This is a genomic window from Aeribacillus sp. FSL K6-2833, from assembly GCF_037965815.1.
Classification (GTDB): domain Bacteria; phylum Bacillota; class Bacilli; order Bacillales; family Aeribacillaceae; genus Aeribacillus; species Aeribacillus composti.
The window spans coordinates 2,506,048-2,524,584 of sequence record NZ_CP150189.1; the positions used below are offsets into that span (position 1 = coordinate 2,506,048).

Genomic DNA, 18,537 nt, shown 5'->3' on the forward strand with positions numbered 1-18,537 from the left:
AAATCGATTCCGATGAATGTGTCGTTTATTTTTTTTATCAAATATAAAATTTTCGTCTTTCTTTGTCGATATAATAATTGAATATAGAAAGAAGAAGGATTTGATGAACATGGACAAAACATCAATTATCGGCATTTTTTTAGGAATTATGGCAATTATTGTCGGCATGGTTTTAAAAGGTGTCAGTCTTTCCGTCTTAATCAATCCGGCAGCTATCGTCATTATTATCATCGGAACGATTGCTGCGGTCGTTATTGCCTTTCCGACAAATGAAATTAAAAGAGTACCGAAATTATTCCGCGTCTTATTTAAAGACACACAAACTTATACGATTCAAGAGTTGATTGTCCTTTTCTCTGAATGGGCGCAAATCGCAAGGAAAGAAGGATTGTTGGCGCTGGAAGCTAAGCTTCAGGAAATAGATGACCCATTTTTAAAGACCGGTTTAAGCATGGCTGTGGACGGTCAGTCTGCCGAGTTCATCCGAGATGTTATGACAGAAGAAATCAATGCAATGGAAGAGCGGCATGAAGCAGGCGCCGCCATTTTTTCTCAGGCCGGCACGTATGCTCCGACTCTTGGCGTATTAGGAGCTGTATTAGGTTTGATTGCCGCACTAGCCAATTTGGAAAATATTGAGGAGCTCGGACATTCGATCAGCGCCGCGTTCGTTGCTACTTTGCTCGGAATTTTTACAGGATATGTTTTATGGCACCCGTTTGCGAACAAGCTGAAAAGGAAATCCCAGCAGGAGGTGCTCGTCCGCCAGGTGATGATCGAAGGCATTCTTTCCATTTTAGAAGGACAGGCACCGCGGACGATTCAGCAAAAATTGGCATTTTATCTTCCTGAAAAAGAGCGGGCAAAGATTTCTGATGAAGGAAGTGTTACGTCCGATGCGTAGTAGAAAAAAAAACCGCAATGACCATCATACAGATGAAAGCTGGCTTATTCCCTATGCCGATATTTTAACCCTTTTGCTTGCGCTCTTTATCGTCCTATTTGCTCTCAGTTCGATAGATGCCCAAAAATTTGAACGTTTGGCAAGAGCTTTCAATTCCAATTTTGACGGAGGCATAAGCGTTTTAGAATATCCGAGCCCTCTACCACAACAAGAAATGGAAAACATCGAAGAAAACAAACAAAATGGAAAAGTGCAAAATGAGCCTCATGACAATGATGAATCGGGAAACAGCGATCAAGAGGAATTAGCGGAAGTTCAAAATCGGTTTAATCAATACATTGAAGAAAACAACTTGAAAAACAATATTAAAACATCACTAAACGAAGAGGGTTTGTTAATCACGATTCGGGACGATATATTGTTTGATTCGGGCAGCGCCAAAGTGAGAAAAAAAGATGAAATTTTGGCTACTGACATTGCCAAAATGCTCGCCATGGGCAGTGCCCGCAACGTGGTTATCAGCGGACATACAGACAATGTACCGATTCATAATTCAAACTTTGATTCAAACTGGCATTTAAGTGTTATGAGAGCCGTAAATGTGATGAAAATTATTTTAGAAAACAAAAATCTCGACCCAAGCAAGTTCAGTGCGAAAGGATACGGCGAATACAAACCCGTTGCTTCCAATGATACAGCAGAAGGAAGACAAAAAAACAGACGGGTGGAAATTCTAATTCTTCCAAACAATAAAAAAGCGGAGCCGAATTAAGCCGGTTCCGCTTTCATTTTTCTTTCGCATGGTACCCTACTTTTTTTAATAGATTAATCGCTGTTTCCTTCTCATCTTCTGTCAAAATATTCACGATCGAATCAATCATCTCTTGATGAGAAGGAAAGATTTCTTCAATCCATTTTCTCCCCTTTTCCGTTATTGCTGCATATGTGACACGGCGGTCTTTTGGGCATGCTTTTCGAACTAACAGCCCTTTTTGCTCTAATTTATCAATAACATACGTAATGCTGCCGCTAGCTAAAAGAATTTTTCCGCCGATTTGTTGAAGTGGCTGATCTCCTTTATGATACAAAAGCTCTAAAACGGCAAATTCCGTTAAGTTTAATCCATATGATTGAATGTGCTTGCTAACTTGATCATTCATTGCGCGATAAGCACGTGAAAGAACGATAAAAAATTTTAGAGATTTTTCAATACTGCTGTTTTCCTTAGCCAACTTTCATCATTCCTTTAGTATTTCAATGTCTTGAATTATAATAGTGAAACTTCTCATTATTGTCAATCACTGCATAGAAAATTTCAGAATAAAAAAACTTTTTTTAACCCCGATCTTCTTTCAAAAGATCATGCTATAATAAAAAGGTTGATGAAAAAGAAGGAGTTTAAAGAAATGCTGGACTTAACACATCGCCATAAGGTTTTGCTTTACATTTTGATCGTAATCCTGCCCACTTTTCTGATTTCGTTTATCATATGGGAAAAACAAAAAAATATTCTCTTTTCGAAACATGAAAAAGAAGCCGTATATATGCTAGACATTCATCAAAGTCAAATTGACCGCTTAATCTCGGAAACAAAAACGAGAATGGAAACAATGGCGTTATTCATAGATCAAGAAAATAATCCAAACCAAATTCAAAGAGCTCTAAAAGAAACCCTACAACAAGAACCCCGCTTTACCGGCCTGTATATCGCAAATGCAGACGGAACAATAAAAATCGGCACTCAACCCGTTTCATTACATCATGACATCTCTTCGGAAAAATGTTTTCAATCTGCGCTCGCAACAAAAAAGACTGCTATTTCAGAAGTTCACGATAAAAAGCTTATCACGATCTGCACCCCGATTGTAAATCAGCAAAAAGATGTAAATGGCGTTTTATACGCCACATTAAGCATAAACTATATACAAAATATTATGAACGTACTGAGCCCAGATTTATATATCGTGGTGAGCGACACGAAGAACAACTTTCTTTTCAGTGCAGGCGAAAAAGAAAAGGACTCTTCCGAAAAATCTGTTCAAACTGATATTACCCAGCTTCCATGGGTGCTGAAAGCGTCGGTCGCTCCGGTCAAGCCGTTGGAAATCTCTCAAGTTGTTTTAACTTATGCCGCCATTGTATACATTTTTTTTAATATTATTTTTTTGTTGATCCAATATTATTTGCTGAAACGTAAAGCAAGATTGGAAGAAGAAAAAATTAAAGCGCAAAAGCTTGAACTGGTCGGTACTCTCGCTGCCAGCACAGCGCATGAAATCCGAAATCCTTTAACTGGAATTAGCGGTTTTATTCAACTGTTAAAGAAAAAATATCAGTCAGAAGAAGATCAGCATTATTTTTCCGTCATAGAAAAAGAGATCGACCGAATCAATGAAATTGTGAGCGAATTTCTCGTTCTCGGAAAACCAACCGCTCATAAACACAAACTGTACGACTTAAATCAGATTATCGACGAAGTCATGCCGATCATTAAATCGGAAATCAATCTCCATCGAACAAATTTTCAAGTTCATATGGATCGGCATAATCCTATTCGGATTTATTGTACAAAAAATCATATTAAACAAGTTTTGTTAAATTTAACGAAAAATGCTTTAGAAGCAATGGACATGAACGGATCATTAGAATTGATTGTCAAAAAAGAAGCAAATCTTGCAGTTATCAAAGTGATCGATACAGGGAAAGGGATTCCTGAAAAAATGATGGAAAAAATTTTTGACCCATTTTTTACGATGAAAGACAGCGGCACCGGACTTGGACTGGCAATATGCAAACGCATTGTCGATATGTATGGCGGCACCATTGAGATTGAAAGCAAATTGAATGTCGGCACAACCGTGACGATAAAGCTGCCGCTATCAAATAAAAGCTGAAGCTCGATGTGATTCTGAACTAGGCGAAAAACAGCCTTCTTGTTCTAATGTAAGCCGCATCTAAAAATGCTTGATGATGCATTTGATGCAGGATTGGTAGAAACCGATGAAAGCGACGGTTTCTACCTTCTTTTATCTATTTTTGAATCAAAAACCGATTAGAGGATCGGGGCTAAAAAATGCTGAGTCGTACCCAATCATTTTCTTACGATGAATGATATCTTGACATGCGGCTTCCGCTTTTTCCTTTTCTTCCTTTTTGAGAACGTGTTTTTCCTATTATTTTTACTGCACCTTTATAAACGATATAAATGCTCAAAAAAGCGAAGAACAGAGCGAGAAATCCCCATAGACCTTGCACAATATCTTCAAATTCCATATTTCCTCTATTCGTTATTTTTTGTTGAATCTCAATGGCAAACACTATGACAACTAGTACGGTCATTGTATAAATAAACGATATACATAAAATGCCGAATTTTGCTATATATTTAAATACCACATGTGTAATGAAAAAGATAACCATGCCGAAAATGCCGATGATCCAAAAATGCAGCTGTTTATCTGTTAATTGAAAACCAGCCATTTCTACCAAATGGATAATATTGTCATGAAAATCATTAATCAGTTCTACAATGAATAAGAGCGTTTCTTTCATATAAAATCTCCTTCTATTGATAAAATAACAAATCTATTATAAAACATTATTATCAAAATTTATTTTTTCTGAAAAGGGGTACGATTTTATGTACGACGTATATATTGGGAGTTTTTTATCAGCAATGTCTACAGGTTTAGGGGCTGTCCCGATTCTTTTTTTGCAAAAAACGATTAAACATAGAGGAAGAGATTTATTATTAGCATTCAGCGCTGGGATTATGATGGCTGCTTCCATGAGGGGGTTGATACCTGAAGCATTAGCAAACGGAAATATAATGAAAATGTGCATCGGATTAATACTTGGAGTGCTTATATTAACAATTTTAGAGAAAAATATTCCTCACATTGAACTGGAGCATACGAAAGAAGGAATACAATTTGACGAAAAAGCATTGCTCATTATCTCGGCGATCACCTTACATAATCTCCCGGAGGGTCTATCTGTCGGAGTAAGTTATGCCTCAGAGAAACAAGATTTAGGTCATCTAATTGCTCTTGCAATCGGGCTGCAAAATGCACCAGAAGGCTTATTAGTTGCTCTTTTTTTAATCAATCAGAACATTTCCCGCATCAAAGCCTTTTTCATTGCAACGTTGACAGGAGCGATCGAGATTGTCACATCTCTAATAGGGTTTTATTTAACAACATTTGTTGAATCTTTAGTTTCTTACGGTCTTGCTTTTGCTGCAGGAGCAATGCTTTTTATCATTTATAAAGAATTGATTCCGGAAAGCCACGGCGATGGTCATGAATTGACTTCGACATATTCTTTTATTTTCGGAATTTTATTTATGATTGTGCTGACTGAACTTTTTTAAGCTTGTCAAGTATGAGTTTTCTTTATTTTTCAACCGTTGCAACAAAAGGATTTGTTAATGTCCATTTCATAGGGTGGAAAATCGATTGATTTTTCTCATCGCTGCTTACCATTTGCTGGTATTTGTTTAAAAGCTTGTCCAGTTCTTGGCTCAGCTCAATCGTCTCTTTGCTGTTCATCCCGTTTATTTGAGCCATTTCAATCATTTTTTGCCTTTTTATTATGATTTCTATGAACAGCTTTTCTTTGCGCAGCTCTTCTTCCGTTGCCATTTCTCATATCCTCCTTCCAAATCTCGCGGTCTAAAGACACGCACTCGGTTATTATTACAGATTCTACTATTTTTGTAAATAGATTCGCAAATTTAGACAATATTTTTACACAAGTATTTGACAATCCTCTTTAATATTTATGTAAGGAGGATTGTCAAATCATTCATACAGTCATAAAAAGCTTATCCAAAAGACTTTTTAAAAGAAAAAATTCGACTTCTTTTTTACTCGCTGACAGCAGACCAAAGCTTATTGCCTCAATAACCGCTGCCGTTTTATAGGTCGGAGGACAATATTTGAGCAATGATAAGATGCTTGTTTTCTATTTAAAATATTGTCGGAAATTTCTTTCCTTTCATTAAGAAAAGCTGCGCTTATTTCTATCATCACAATGACAAGCCTAAAAAACAGCGCAATTTTATCGGATTTTTACAGCTGTTCCAGTTGCTACAACCATCATCATCCCATCTCGTAATGTTTCAAAGTCAAGATCCACTCCAATCACAGCATTGGCTCCCAGATTTCTAGCTTTCGCTGTCATTTCTTCAATAGCTATTTCCCTTCCTTCTGAAAGCTTGCTTTCATATGCGCCGCTTCTGCCGCCGACAATATCCGTAATGCCTGCCAAAAAATCGCGGACAATGTTTGCACCAAGAATGGTTGTACCGCTGACAATCCCCAAGTATTCTTCAATTTCCTTTCCTTGCAAAGAATTGGTTGTTGTAATAATCATGGATTTCCCTCCATTATTTATTTTTTTACTTTATTACGTTTGAAAAAACGTTTCGTTCCATTCCGATTCACAAATCATTCTACTTTTTGTCTAAATTGTAGTAAAATTGTAGTAAAAAGCGAAACCTTGCTTTCCGTTTGTTCGTAAATTTATTAAATAATGCTGACAGGGGTAGGATCATGAAATCGATATTCTTGTTTTTCATAAGAAGTTTTATTGCTGTTTGTTCGATGTCTGTTCTTTGGTTTGCCTTGTTTTTAGGATTTGACCAAGCTTTCATTCAATCGTCTTTGTATGCTGTTGCAGGCGGTATTATCGTCTATTATATCACCAAATGGCTGCAAAAAAGAAATTGGCTGAAGCAAAACGGATTGACAGCCAGTGAATACAAATATGTACAGGAAAATTTAAAAGAAGCAAGACAAAAAATTGCCCGACTGCAGCGCACCTTATTTAGAGCCCGATCGCTCGGAACGATTCAGCAGCTTGTCGAAGCAATCAGGCTTTCCAAACGTATATATCATGTCGTTGAAAAGGAGCCGAAACGCTTCTATCAAGGCGAATCATTCTTTTTCTATCATTTAGATTCTTGCGTGGAGCTTGCAGAAAAGTATACGTTTCTTTCCGCCCAGCCGATCCGCGATCAGAACGTTAAATCATCATTGGAAGAAACGAAACAGATGTTGAATCAAATTTGCGAATCATTGGAGAAAGATTTAATCACCGTTTTATCGAATGATATCGAACATCTTCAATTTGAATTAAATGTTGCGAAAAAACAAACAACGAAATGGAAAGATAGGTGATTACGTTGGAAGAAAAGAAAGAGTTGGATCTATTAGATGATCTATTAAAGGACCCATTTGGAGAAAAAGAAGATAAGCCCGCATCACCTTTAGCAGTCAGCGAAGAAGAACAGCCGAAAAAATTTATCGACATGCTCTCACAGGAGCATAAAGCAAAGGCTGCACAGCTGGCAGCTCAAATTGATTACAAAAACCGGCATTCGATCGTCCAATTTGGGGCTTCCGCTCAGCAAAAGCTCTCCAGTTTTTCCCACGAAATGCTGGACTATGTTCAAAAAAAGGATATCGGGCCTATAGGCGATATTTTAAAAGAGCTGATGAGCAAACTCGAACAAGTAAACCCGGAAGAATTAAAACCGGAAAAACGAAACTTCTTTTCTCGTCTTTTCAAGAAAATATCTAGTTCGATCAATGAAATTTTATCCAAATACCAAAAAATCGGGGCACAAATCGAACGCATTACAGTCCGGCTGGAAAATTCAAAAAAAGCGCTGATGTCCGATATTCAATTGCTCGATCGTTTATATGAGCATAATAAGGAATACTTTCACGCGCTAAACATTTACATCGCTGCTGGTGAATTAAAATTGGAGGAGCTCCATACAAAAGTAATACCGGAATTGCAAAAAAAAGCGGAAACAACTGGAGATCAAATGGCGGTTCAAGAAGTAAACGACATGCTTCAATTTGCTGATCGGTTGGAAAAACGGATCCATGATTTAAAGCTATCTAGGCAAATTACAATCCAAACGGCTCCGCAAATCCGGATGATTCAAAATATGAATCAAACATTAGCGGAAAAAATCCAATCCTCCATTTTGACGTCTATTCCTTTATGGAAAAACCAAATTGCGATCGCTCTCACCTTATATCGGCAAAAAGGAGCACTGGAGGCCCAAAAGCAAGTGACGAAAACGACGAACGAGCTGCTTTTGAAAAATGCAGAAATGCTGAAAGCAAACACAATTGAAACAGCCAGGGAAAATGAACGAGGCATCGTCGATATTGAAACGTTGAAAAAAACACAGGACGACCTAATTTCAACAATCGAAGAAACGCTCAGGATCCAACAGGATGGACGTCTAAAAAGGCAGCAGGCTGAGCAAGAACTAATGCAGCTCGAGAAAGACTTAAAAACGAGACTATTGCAATTTAAACAAGAATAAAAAAGAAAAACCGGGATGATTTTTATAGAGGAAAGATTTTACACATATACAGCTGTTGAGTGATTCGTCCAAGCTTTTTTAAATGCCGGCACAGCATTTACATCGTAAAAACAGCAAATTTTTTAAAAACTCTGCGCAGGCATCGCAGAGTTTTTCATTTTGAAAGGTTCTATGATGCCCAATTTTTGCACTGCTCTAATTGCAGCAAAAAAGCTTTTTTATCCGTTTGATTGCCTGCATAGCCTACAAGCGCTCCGTTTTTGCCAATCACCCGATGGCAAGGAATTATGATCGGGATAGGATTCGCTTTATTGGCTTGGCCAACTGCCCGAACAGCTTTCGGATTTCCGATCCCATCTGCAACATATTGATAGCTTCTAGCTTCACCGTATGGAATGTTCATCAACTCTTTCCATACTTTTTGCTGAAATGAAGTGCCTTTTGGAAAAATGGGAAGGGAAAATATTTTTCGTCTTCTTTGAAAATATTCCTTAAGCTGTTTCGCTGCCTCTTCCAATAGATCCGTTTTATGTTCCACAACTTTTGAAGATGCCAGAAGCTCTGTAAGCTCCTGCTCATCCATCAACAAAGAGACAATTCGATTCTTTTCCTCTATAATCCCGATCGTACCAATAGGGCTGTTCATTGTATGCAAAAAGTACATCCTACACACCTTCTTGACCATTGATAGGGAGCGAAATATAAAATGTCGTTCCATACCCTACTTTGCTTTTGACATCAATTTTCCCATTGTGCTCTTTAATTATTTTGTAGCTTACCATAAGACCTAGGCCTGTTCCCCGCTCTTTCGTTGTATAAAACGGCTCCCCAAGCCGCTTCAGTTTATTTTTTGGAATGCCTGGCCCTTCATCTTGAATGGAAATTTGAACCCGGTGATCATCTTCTTTTGTGATCGAAACATAAATATTGCCTCCATTTGGCATCACTTCGATTGCATTTTTTAATATGTTAATAAAAACTTGTTTTAATTGATTGGGTTCGCAAAATATTTCCGGCACTTCCCCGTAGTCTAAATGAATTTGCACATTTACTAGAATAGCCTGTGCATTTAATAATTCTATCGTATCTTTCATGATTTTCACAATATTTTTTTGTTCAAATCGAACAGCTTGAGGCTTCGCCAAAATAAGAAATTCATCAATGATTGATTCAATTCGCTTCAGCTCAGAAGTAATGACATTGAAATACATGGAATAATCTTCTTTTATGCTTCCTTGCAGCAGCTGGATAAATCCTTTTAACGCTGTCATTGGATTGCGGATTTCATGGGCTATTCCGGCTGCCAATTCCCCAACAATATTGAGAGTGTCCGATTTTCTCAGCCGCTCTTCGATTTCTTTTCTTTCAGTGATATCGCGAAATATAACTAAATTCATATTTTCAATAATGTGGCGTTTAAATGAACATTCGAGAATTCTTTCCTGCTTATTTTTCACCGTAATCGCAAATTCTTTCGTCAACCCATCCATTTTCCAATCACTTTTAAAATGAATGGGAAAAAATCGGAATATGCAATCACGTCCAATTTGATCTTGTGTTAATCCTAAAATTTGCATTGCAGCAGGATTGGCATCAACAATCACCCAATCATCATTAAACAGAAGAATGCCGTCCATCGCTCCGTTAAACACATTCCGGAATTTTTGTTCACTTTCACGCAATTCTTTTTCCATTCGTTTCCGGTCGCTGATATTTCGCAATATGGTCATATGGGTTTTTTCCTTCGGGTTGTATTTTGATGTGAATTCGAGCTGCTTCTTTTGTCCGTTCGGCATGTAAAACATTAATTCTTCCCGGATGGCACCAGATTTTAAATATTCATCTTTCACCTGCAAAAACTTTGGATCATTTGCATTGATAAATCGCATTAAATTGCTTTTCAACAGTTCATCAAAGGGGAGTTCAAATATGCGGCAAGCCCATTGATTCGCGCGTATAATATTTCCAAAATGATCCCAAATAAGGATGGCATCAAGAGCATTTTCAAAAATTTCTCTAAACCTTTCTTCACTCTTCAAAATTTGCTGTTCCATAAGCCTCTTCTCTGTAATATCGCGCAATATCGACATGTAAAATCCGTGTAAAATGTTTGACGTGGTCGTAAATTCAAAAATTTTTCGCGTTCCGTCTTTTAATCGGACAGGCATTTCTCCTTTCATTTTTCCTTTTTCAAACAATACTTCATAAAAATATTTTTTCATTTTCTCATCTTCGATAAAATCTGAAAATTTATAGTTTTTGAGTTCATCACTCGGAATGCAAAAGCTTGTACAAAATGATTGATTGGCATCTATAATAAATCCTTCGTAATCAAAAATGACAATGCCGTCAACAGCACGGTCAAATAAATCCGGAAACAGCTGTTCATTGATCGATCGTTCCTGTTCAAGAATTTTTTTCGAAGAAACATCCCGAAAAATAGCAAGATTGTATGTGCCGTAAATGTTCTCAATGATGCTGTATTCAACATATTTGATTCGGCCGTTTTCCAGTTTTAACATGAGTTCCGCATATTGCTGTTTTTCATGATCAGAAAAATTTTTTATAAATTCGTTTCCTGGCAGAGCTGCTACAAAATCATCTATCGACTTCTCTAGTATGACTTCTTTTTCCATTTCAAAAAGGCGGCATGCTGACTGATTTACTTGAAAAAACTTGCCGTGATGATCTAAAAGCACCATAGCATCTATTGATCGATCGAAAATTTCGTAATATTTTTTTAATTTTTCATTTTCTTGTTGCGCTTTTTTTAAACGCTTTGTCAACAAATCTTCTTCAATGGCTGCAATGTTTTGCTTCAAACTTCCCACCTCTCATTTTAACACTCTCAATATATTTACATTTTCTACAAATTACGTTAGAATCCTTCATGCACTGTCAATTTAGTCAATTCGATGTACCTTTCAGTACGACTGTTTACAAAATGTTGAATTTGTCTTATATTTTAAATCGAAACTTTTTTTGAAGGTGATAACATGAATGAGAGGAACAGCTACTTTGATAACGCCAAGTTTATATTAATTCTTCTTGTCGTGTTCGGCCATTTTATTCGATCGATGATTGAAGACAATTACATTATGATGAACATATACAAATTTATTTACACGTTTCATATGCCTGCGTTCATTTTAATTTCCGGCTTTTTTGCCAAAGGGTTTAACAAACAGGGATACGTTAAAAAAATAGCAAAAAAACTCATTTTGCCATATTTCATTTTTCATGGCATCTATACAGTTTATTATGTTTTGATTAAAGGCGACAATCTGCTCCATTCAATTGATCCTTTGAATCCGCACTGGTCCCTCTGGTTTTTAATAAGTTTGTTTTTCTGGAACGTCATGCTGATCCCGTTTTCTAAATTGAATAAATTGGTCGCTTTAGGACTTTCGTTCTTTATCGGTATTGCAGCTGGATATTTTGATTTCATCAGCAACTATTTGAGCTTGTCACGTACACTAGTCTTTTTTCCTATTTTTTTAATAGGTTTTTATTTAAAGAAAGAACATTTTGCCATGATGACGAAGCTGCCTGCAAGATCTTTAGGGGCAAGTGCTCTGTTGCTTACATTTGTGACGTATTTCTATTTGCCTTTTGAGTATGAGTGGCTGTTCGGTTCCATGCCTTATTCAGCTTTTGGCGAAACGGATATCTTTTCAGGGCTGGTGCGGCTCGGATTTTATTTTCTTACTTTGATTACGACGTTCGGATTTTTCTCGTTAATACCGAAAAAGCGTCAATTTTTCACTGAATGGGGCACAAGAACTTTTTACGTTTATTTATTGCACGGATTTATCATTCAATCGTTCAGAGACAGCGAACTTGAAAGCTGGCTTACAGAAATAGAAAGCATCACGGTATTCGCCATTGTTTCAATTGTCGTTACATTCTTGCTGTCGAGCCGCTTTGTCAAAACGATCGCACAGCCAATCATTGAACTTCGAGCGACAATGCTAAAAAAAATAGTAAAAGGCTTATAAGACCGGGGCTGACGCACACAGACAGTCACATCACATAAATAGAACGGCTTCTAATAGCTTTTCAGAAATAGGTCTTTTCTACAGTCCGAGATGCTGAAACAACAATCTAGAGTAGTTAGAGAAATAACTTCAAAGGCGTCGCAGTTCCTAAACTTTCTAACTTTAAAAACAAGTCATAAGTCAGAGGTCCTAGCGGGGTATGGAAAATTCGAACATTTGCCAAAAAAATCTGGCGAGGCCCCTCGATGGACTTCGCCAGATGTTCAATTTTTTAGTCAATCCATTCAGCAATCTTCAATAATGAGATAGGCTGTTTTAATTGGCCCATGTACGCCAACCACTAAGTTCATTTCAATATCCGCTGAATTGCTCGGTCCTGTAATAAAATTAATGCAGGAAGAAATCGTTTCGCCTTTTTCCACCATTTGATGAAATTTTCTGGCGGCCTGTGTCATTCTAGGGAGGATCGTGCTTTTCGGAATAATGGAAATATACGTTGTCGGCAAAAGGCTGACCGCCCTTCCTTTCCCTCCCCCATTCAACAAGACAACCGTTCCGGATTCAGCCAGTGTATAATCGCTGAACGTAATTCCGATATTTGCTCTTTCCGCAATTTGAATATTTTCTTTTCCAAGCTCAGGATCCCATATATGCACGTCTGTTCCTTCGTTTGGCAATTCCTCCAATAAAAAAGGCATCAGCCCGAATGCTTCAAACCGATGATCGTCCCACGTCACAATCGGACCGCCTCCATAAAAAGCAATCGCCTCTTTCAGCGTATTTTTCAATGATTTGGAAGTCGTTCTGTATACATCGACATGAACATTTTTACATTGTTTTATAAATGCATCAACCAGTTCGTCGGAAGAATAACCAGCAAGTGTTTTTTCTTGAGGGTGAAATGACCAGCTGGGCCGTTCCACCCCTTCCTTCCGGGGATTTCGTCCTAACCTTTGAGCTATCATCTGCAAAAACGAATCTCGATTTTGAATCGTTCCGTTCATGAACGATCACCACTTTCTTTTTTACGATTGTGAAACCATTCGCGAAAGCTGTTTTTTTCCGGTGCCGGGAAATCACGTATGGACGTCCAATTTTTCAAAGGACCTGGTCCATTGGAAATTTTCCCGTCTTTCGAAAACGGTTTGAGGGCTGCTGGCGCCAGTTTTGTTCCCCACTGATACAGTTTTTGATTCGATGCTCCTATTCCAAATGCCTTCATCGCCAGCTTCTCGCTTATTGGCGCTCGTCCTTCCCGCTCGACAATTACTTGCCGATGCTTATGGAGAAGTTCATGAAGCGGAATTTTTACGGGGCATGCTTCCGTACAAGCGGCACATAGTGTGGAAGCATAAGGCAATTCCTTAAAATCATCATAACCACCAAAAAGCGGCGTCAATACAGCACCAATCGGACCTGGGTAAATCGATCCGTACGAGTGGCCGCCTATATGCCGATATACAGGACAGACGTTAATGCACGCTGCACAACGAATGCATTGAAGAACAGGCTGGAATTCAGTTCCTAAAATTTTGCTTCGTCCGTTATCAACAATCACCAAATGGAATTCTTCCGGTCCGTCAACATCCTCTTTTTGTTTCGGACCAGTTAAAACCGTTATATAGCTCGTTAATTTTTGACCGACTGCACTCCTTGTCAAAAGACTGACAAGCACATCAAGTTCTTCGAATGTTGGAACTATTCTTTCCATCCCCATGACAGTTATTTGTGTTTTCGGAATGGTCGTCACCATGCGGGCATTTCCCTCATTTGTCACTAAACAAAACGATCCAGACTCGGCAATGGCAAAATTGCATCCTGTGATGCCGACATCCGCTGTTAAAAATTCCTCCCTAAGCATTTTTCTCGCATGGAGTGCAAGCTCCTCAGGCTTTTCTGTTTTCTCATACCCAAGTTTTCGCTGAAACACATCTCGAATTTGTTCCTTATTTTTATGCAGGGCTGGGGCTACAATGTGCGAAGGCGGATCATGATCATCAATCTGCAATATATATTCGCCTAGATCCGTTTCAATAACTTCACAGCCCGCTTCCTCCAAACATTGATTCATATGAATTTCTTCCGTCACCATCGATTTCGATTTGACAATTTTGCGAGCCTTTTTTTTCTTGATAACACTTTGGATGTAATCGTTCGCTTCCTCCGCTGTTTGAGCAAAAAAAACATGTCCGCCCCTTTTTGCAACATTTTCGCTTAACTGGTGTAAATAATAGTCCAAATTTTCCAATGTATGCTTTCTGATTTGTTCACCGAGCGATCTCCATTCTTCCCAATTGCCAAGCTCTTCAGCAGCTTCCAGACGTCTTTTTCTCAGCCTTTCTTGAGCATCTTGGACTGCATTTCTCATAAAATCGTTTTCAATATTTTTTTGCACCCTTTGATCAAACGGCTGATCCGAAATTTTCATTGCCATCCTGCTTTCCCCCCTCCATTATTCGATACTGTTTAACACCTCAGCAATGTGCATGACCTTGACTTGTTTATTTTTCCTGCTTATTCTCCCCCCGATATTCATTAAGCAGCCGCAGTCTGCCCCGATTAAATAGTCGGCATCGGTTTCCTCAATATGCCGAACTTTTTCATCAACCATTTGTTCAGATATTTGTTCCATTTTGACGGAAAACGTTCCGCCAAAGCCGCAGCAATCATATGCATTTGGAAGCGGAACCAATTCAAGCCCCTTCACGTTTGCCAGCAATTTAAATGGTGCCTCCTGAACTCCAAGAAGACGGGTCATATGACATGATGTATGATAGGTTGCTTTTCCTTTTAATGTTGCGCCCACATCTTCCAAATTTAAAACATCTACAATAAACTGTGTTAATTCATACGTCTTATTTGCAAGCTTTTGCGCCTTTTCTTTCCAAACCGGATCTTCATCAAAAATGTGCGGATATTCCTTAAACATCGTGGCACATGATCCGGAAGGTGTGACAACATAATCGGCATGTTCAAAGGTGAGAATCATATTTTTCATCGCTTCTTTTGCCGCTTGAACATATCCGCTGTTATAGGCAGGCTGTCCGCAGCAAATTTGGCTTTCCGGAAATTCTACTTCGCATCCAAGTCTTTCTAAAAGCTCAACTGTTGCTTTGCCTACTGAACCGTTAAATACATCCACTAAACATGTGACAAATAATGAAACTTTCAATTTGCTCCCCCCGCCTTGTGAAACAGTTTCAACTAAGATGTAACCCTTTTCTTTTCACTTTATCGCTTTTTTTATCTTTAGTCAACAGGTCATCTGATGACTAGAAAGGAATATGCTTGCTTTATTCATAAAAAAAGCCGCCGTGTCGATCCATTGTTTGAAGATATCATGCTTACTATTGGGATCCATGAGACGGTTTAACACCATGGCAAAAACGGCTTCGTCATACTGAGAAGCAGCCTCGGAATCATCCATGATTTTACATAATAGCCGACCAAGCCCTAACTTTTCCCATACCTTTCGGAACAGATAAACCGGCCCAAACTCTTTTGTCCAAAGCACGGAGAAAGAAGAGGAAGAGCCTTGCCCGTGAATTCGGTCAAAGTAACGCTCTGAAAATTTGATTAATCCCTCGATTTATTTATCGACAGAGCCATTCTCTAATAAATGCTCTAACCTCCCTAGATTATAAAGCGTTTGTTGCCGAACTTTATTGTCTACACGAAATGTACGACATATTTGTAGATATTGACGAACAGAACCATTTTTATTTTTTGCTTATTAATTCGAATATACATATGTGGGTTTATTTGGCATGTATTTTTTTGAAAATGGCATTGAAAACTCCAAAGTATCCTCTTGTCAAATTCCGCTTCCCCCCCAAAAGACCCGAAATTAGTAATTAAATTTCCTAGTCTCTATTTTTATATAACAAATTATACCATTTTCCCATATTATATATTGTGTTATTTTCGATAGAATATAAGTGTAATGATTAAAGTCCTGCGGTAATATGTCAAGGTGAAAAATCATAGAAATTGGAAATTCCCTTGTCCGATGATCCGAAAAAAGGCAATACTGAAGAAACCCAGTATTGGTACATGTAATAAACTGGGTCTAAAGGTTGATATTGGTATACCAGATCGATCCTCTTATCGATCTTCCCCCTTTCTTGGCGTGTAGATTTGACCGTTGCGTAGCAGCGCATCGATCACACGCACGAGTTTTCTAGCGGTGAGGACGAGGGCTCGTTTATGTTGGTGTTTGGGCACTTCCTCATACTTCTTCCGGTAGTACGCACGAAACGTCGCATCATGCCGTTGCACCGAGTTGGCAGCCTCCACTAGGTAGTAACGGAGATAGCGATTGCCGGAACGAATGAGGGAGGTGTCCTCGGCTTGAAAACGGCCCGATTGGTGCTTGGACCATGTCAAGCCGGCATATTTTGCCAAGGCGGCCTGGTTGTGAAACCGCTCGATTTGCCCGATTTCGGCCAGGATGCCTGCGGTATAAACCGGTCCGATGCCTGGGATGGTTTGCAGTGTGTTCGGAATGCCTTCAAGATGGCGGGTAATGGCTTTATCGAGCTCTTTGAGCTGCGATTGCAGGCTGCGGATTGATTGAATCGACAGCCCTAACAGCAAGTCGATGGAATCCTCGACACACTTGGACAACCGATACGACGAACGGGCCGCCTTTTGAATCGACTTGGCGATGCATTCCGGATCGGCAAAGCGATTGCGCCCTTTTTGGCGCAGGAAGTCGGCCAACTGCTTGACATCCATTTGGCAGATGTCATCGAGGCTCCACGACTCAAGCAGCAGTTCGAGAATGGCATGTCCGAAGATCGAACTGTCCACCTCTTGGGTAAAGGAACTGCATTTGTAAAACAAGTGCTGGAGAAAATACTGTTTCTCACGGGTTAACTGGTGGACGAGATGATATCGCATGCGTGTCAGTCGCTGAAGCGCGAGAAACTGCTCCTTGAGGACAGCCGTCATCTTCAGACGGCCGAAGCGAAGCCGATCCGCAATGATCCAAGCATCGATGTCATCCGTTTTCTCCAAGTCGACATAGGCTTCTTTAAACTTGCGAATGAGCTTTGGATTGATCGTAAACACCTTGACGTTCCAAGCCTGCAAGGCCTCCTGCTGGTGGAAAAACATAGCTGGATGCCAACTGTAGACCGAGGTGGCTTCCATCCCGATCAGAATTTCGGTTGGCTTTCGCTTGTTAGCCCACAGGAGGATTTGATCCCGAAGGAAGGTGGCGCCCAGAAGATGATTATCCACTTTGAAGCGTGCGCACGTATTTCCTTCATGATCCATAATGCAGGTGGCTAAGTCGCGTGAGCTCACGTCGATCCCGACGTAGAGTTTCATGAGATCACCTCCTATTGTTGTAGGATCGAGGGGTAGGACTCTTCGGGATGCCCCCGGATCGCGCCTGTTGACCAGTCACCCTCGCATATGAGAACTCACGTTGGACCATGGGCTGCCCTGGAAGCTGCTCCTTCCAGCATGGGGAAAACCAACGGGAACAGCCTGCGGGTTAGACGTCCAAACAGGGGCCGAGGAGACAGACTTTACAAGTAGTCAAAGCTACAGGAGTGAGAAGAGTATCCCCGATGATCCTAAGACCATTATCCAGGAACATTGCGAAAAGTCCAACCCCGGTACGCTCAACCCTTTGTGGGAGGGGCGCGCCCCTCCCACAAAGGCAACCACCCAAGATATGCGATTGTCAAGGAGCGTATCGGACTGGAAATTCGATAAAAAAACTTTCTGAAACTTAGTATACGAGGAGGTAATGTTATGGAGAACCCTAATGAAAGATTGGATTTAGATGATATTTTAGCTATAATTGAAAAACTTTCTGAAGAAGATGCAAAATCATTTCTAAAAATAATTTATGGGAAGCTTGGAAATTTTAAATATTCTACAGAAGACATTACAAAAGAAAATATAATCAATGACATTGAAACAATTTTTAGTGAGAAAATACCTAAACTTTTGCAAATAAGAGAAGAACAAAAAAATAAATCTACATAATCTTTATGTAGATTTTTTCTTTTAAACTTAAACTGTAGATGAGTAAATCCCATTACATTTATTACCATCTTTAAAAAGAAAACAAAAATACCCTAATGCCACTCGTAACTGGTTTTTAATGGAATCTAGTGGCACTCCTCGTTGGGCTTCGTAATAAATAAACTCAGTGAGATTGTGAATTTTTCTCGATCTTACACTCGCAAGACCGGTTGAAAAATCACTTGAATGTTCTGTCATGCAATAGATATACGTAAATTGTACGATGGTCCAATATCGTTTAATGG

Annotated in this window: 18 protein-coding genes; 8 read left to right on the top strand and 10 right to left on the bottom strand. The window is 39.1% G+C overall.

The annotated features are described in order from the left end of the window. Nucleotides 1–109 precede the first annotated feature (109 nt). Nucleotides 110–904 carry a flagellar motor stator protein MotA gene (motA, locus tag NSQ94_RS12165; RefSeq protein ID WP_066248005.1) on the top strand — a complete coding sequence of 265 codons (795 nt, stop codon included), beginning with the start codon at nucleotides 110–112 and terminating at the stop codon, nucleotides 902–904. Further along, on the top strand, nucleotides 897–1,676 hold the full coding sequence (motB, locus tag NSQ94_RS12170) for a flagellar motor protein MotB (protein WP_063389361.1): 780 nt from the start codon (nucleotides 897–899) through the stop codon (nucleotides 1,674–1,676). Before motA ends, motB begins: the two co-directional genes overlap by 8 nt. 13 nt (nucleotides 1,677–1,689) lie before the next feature. On the opposite strand, the gene NSQ94_RS12175 is transcribed toward motB, so the two are convergent. After that, a complete protein-coding gene (locus tag NSQ94_RS12175) occupies nucleotides 1,690–2,136 on the bottom strand; it encodes a MarR family transcriptional regulator (RefSeq protein ID WP_063389362.1) in 447 nt (148 codons plus the stop codon). A 174-nt stretch (nucleotides 2,137–2,310) separates the two neighbouring features. Here NSQ94_RS12175 and NSQ94_RS12180 point away from each other — a divergent pair, with 174 nt between their 5' ends. Next, nucleotides 2,311–3,798, top strand: a complete 1,488-nt coding sequence (locus NSQ94_RS12180; protein ID WP_066247939.1) for an ATP-binding protein — start codon at nucleotides 2,311–2,313, stop codon at nucleotides 3,796–3,798. Between the two features lie 205 nt (nucleotides 3,799–4,003). On the opposite strand, the gene NSQ94_RS12185 is transcribed toward NSQ94_RS12180, so the two are convergent. After that, the gene (locus NSQ94_RS12185; RefSeq protein ID WP_144598120.1) at nucleotides 4,004–4,456 is read right to left on the bottom strand and encodes a hypothetical protein; all 453 of its coding nucleotides are present in this window, start codon (nucleotides 4,454–4,456) and stop codon (nucleotides 4,004–4,006) included. Nucleotides 4,457–4,544: 88 nt separating this feature from the next. Here NSQ94_RS12185 and NSQ94_RS12190 point away from each other — a divergent pair, with 88 nt between their 5' ends. Continuing rightward, entirely contained in the window at nucleotides 4,545–5,276 is a 732-nt protein-coding gene (locus NSQ94_RS12190) for a ZIP family metal transporter (protein ID WP_063389365.1), read from the top strand. A gap of 22 nt (nucleotides 5,277–5,298) precedes the next feature. Here the strand turns inward: NSQ94_RS12190 and NSQ94_RS12195 are convergent, their stop codons facing one another. Beyond that, nucleotides 5,299–5,547: an aspartyl-phosphate phosphatase Spo0E family protein gene (locus tag NSQ94_RS12195; RefSeq protein ID WP_066247934.1), complete on the bottom strand. Its 249-nt coding sequence runs from the start codon at nucleotides 5,545–5,547 to the stop codon at nucleotides 5,299–5,301. Nucleotides 5,548–5,965: 418 nt separating this feature from the next. After that, complete coding sequence (locus NSQ94_RS12200) at nucleotides 5,966–6,280, bottom strand: YbjQ family protein (protein WP_066247932.1); 315 nt, start codon at nucleotides 6,278–6,280, stop codon at nucleotides 5,966–5,968. Between the two features lie 179 nt (nucleotides 6,281–6,459). Between NSQ94_RS12200 and NSQ94_RS12205 the strand changes: the two genes are divergently transcribed. Continuing rightward, nucleotides 6,460–7,086 carry a 5-bromo-4-chloroindolyl phosphate hydrolysis family protein gene (locus NSQ94_RS12205; protein WP_063389368.1) on the top strand — a complete coding sequence of 209 codons (627 nt, stop codon included), beginning with the start codon at nucleotides 6,460–6,462 and terminating at the stop codon, nucleotides 7,084–7,086. Between the two features lie 5 nt (nucleotides 7,087–7,091). Further along, complete coding sequence (locus NSQ94_RS12210) at nucleotides 7,092–8,252, top strand: toxic anion resistance protein (RefSeq protein ID WP_339229223.1); 1,161 nt, start codon at nucleotides 7,092–7,094, stop codon at nucleotides 8,250–8,252. Nucleotides 8,253–8,421: 169 nt separating this feature from the next. Here the strand turns inward: NSQ94_RS12210 and NSQ94_RS12215 are convergent, their stop codons facing one another. Both NSQ94_RS12215 and NSQ94_RS12220 read right to left on the bottom strand, forming a co-directional pair. Beyond that, complete coding sequence (locus NSQ94_RS12215; protein ID WP_066247930.1) at nucleotides 8,422–8,916, bottom strand: methylated-DNA--[protein]-cysteine S-methyltransferase; 495 nt, start codon at nucleotides 8,914–8,916, stop codon at nucleotides 8,422–8,424. A 1-nt stretch (nucleotide 8,917) separates the two neighbouring features. Further along, a complete protein-coding gene (locus NSQ94_RS12220) occupies nucleotides 8,918–11,074 on the bottom strand; it encodes a PAS domain-containing sensor histidine kinase (RefSeq protein WP_066247928.1) in 2,157 nt (718 codons plus the stop codon). 174 nt (nucleotides 11,075–11,248) lie between these two features. Between NSQ94_RS12220 and NSQ94_RS12225 the strand changes: the two genes are divergently transcribed. Further along, a complete protein-coding gene (locus NSQ94_RS12225; protein WP_066247926.1) occupies nucleotides 11,249–12,250 on the top strand; it encodes an acyltransferase family protein in 1,002 nt (333 codons plus the stop codon). 284 nt (nucleotides 12,251–12,534) lie between these two features. Here the strand turns inward: NSQ94_RS12225 and NSQ94_RS12230 are convergent, their stop codons facing one another. The 4 genes from NSQ94_RS12230 to NSQ94_RS12245 all read right to left on the bottom strand — a co-directional run bounded on the left by NSQ94_RS12230 (nucleotide 12,535) and on the right by NSQ94_RS12245 (nucleotide 17,584). After that, nucleotides 12,535–13,254 carry a lactate utilization protein C gene (locus tag NSQ94_RS12230; RefSeq protein ID WP_066247924.1) on the bottom strand — a complete coding sequence of 240 codons (720 nt, stop codon included), beginning with the start codon at nucleotides 13,252–13,254 and terminating at the stop codon, nucleotides 12,535–12,537. Next, entirely contained in the window at nucleotides 13,251–14,684 is a 1,434-nt protein-coding gene (locus NSQ94_RS12235) for a LutB/LldF family L-lactate oxidation iron-sulfur protein (RefSeq protein WP_063389373.1), read from the bottom strand. The genes NSQ94_RS12230 and NSQ94_RS12235 overlap by 4 nt, the downstream gene beginning before the upstream one ends. An 18-nt stretch (nucleotides 14,685–14,702) precedes the next feature. Beyond that, nucleotides 14,703–15,422 (bottom strand): (Fe-S)-binding protein, encoded by a 720-nt coding sequence (locus tag NSQ94_RS12240; RefSeq protein ID WP_063389374.1) that lies wholly within the window; start codon nucleotides 15,420–15,422, stop codon nucleotides 14,703–14,705. A 932-nt stretch (nucleotides 15,423–16,354) separates the two neighbouring features. Next, complete coding sequence (locus NSQ94_RS12245) at nucleotides 16,355–17,584, bottom strand: IS110 family transposase (RefSeq protein WP_027725928.1); 1,230 nt, start codon at nucleotides 17,582–17,584, stop codon at nucleotides 16,355–16,357. A 432-nt stretch (nucleotides 17,585–18,016) separates the two neighbouring features. Between NSQ94_RS12245 and NSQ94_RS12250 the strand changes: the two genes are divergently transcribed. Continuing rightward, the gene (locus NSQ94_RS12250; protein WP_144598530.1) at nucleotides 18,017–18,253 is read left to right on the top strand and encodes a hypothetical protein; all 237 of its coding nucleotides are present in this window, start codon (nucleotides 18,017–18,019) and stop codon (nucleotides 18,251–18,253) included. The last annotated feature ends 284 nt before the right edge of the window (nucleotides 18,254–18,537 follow it).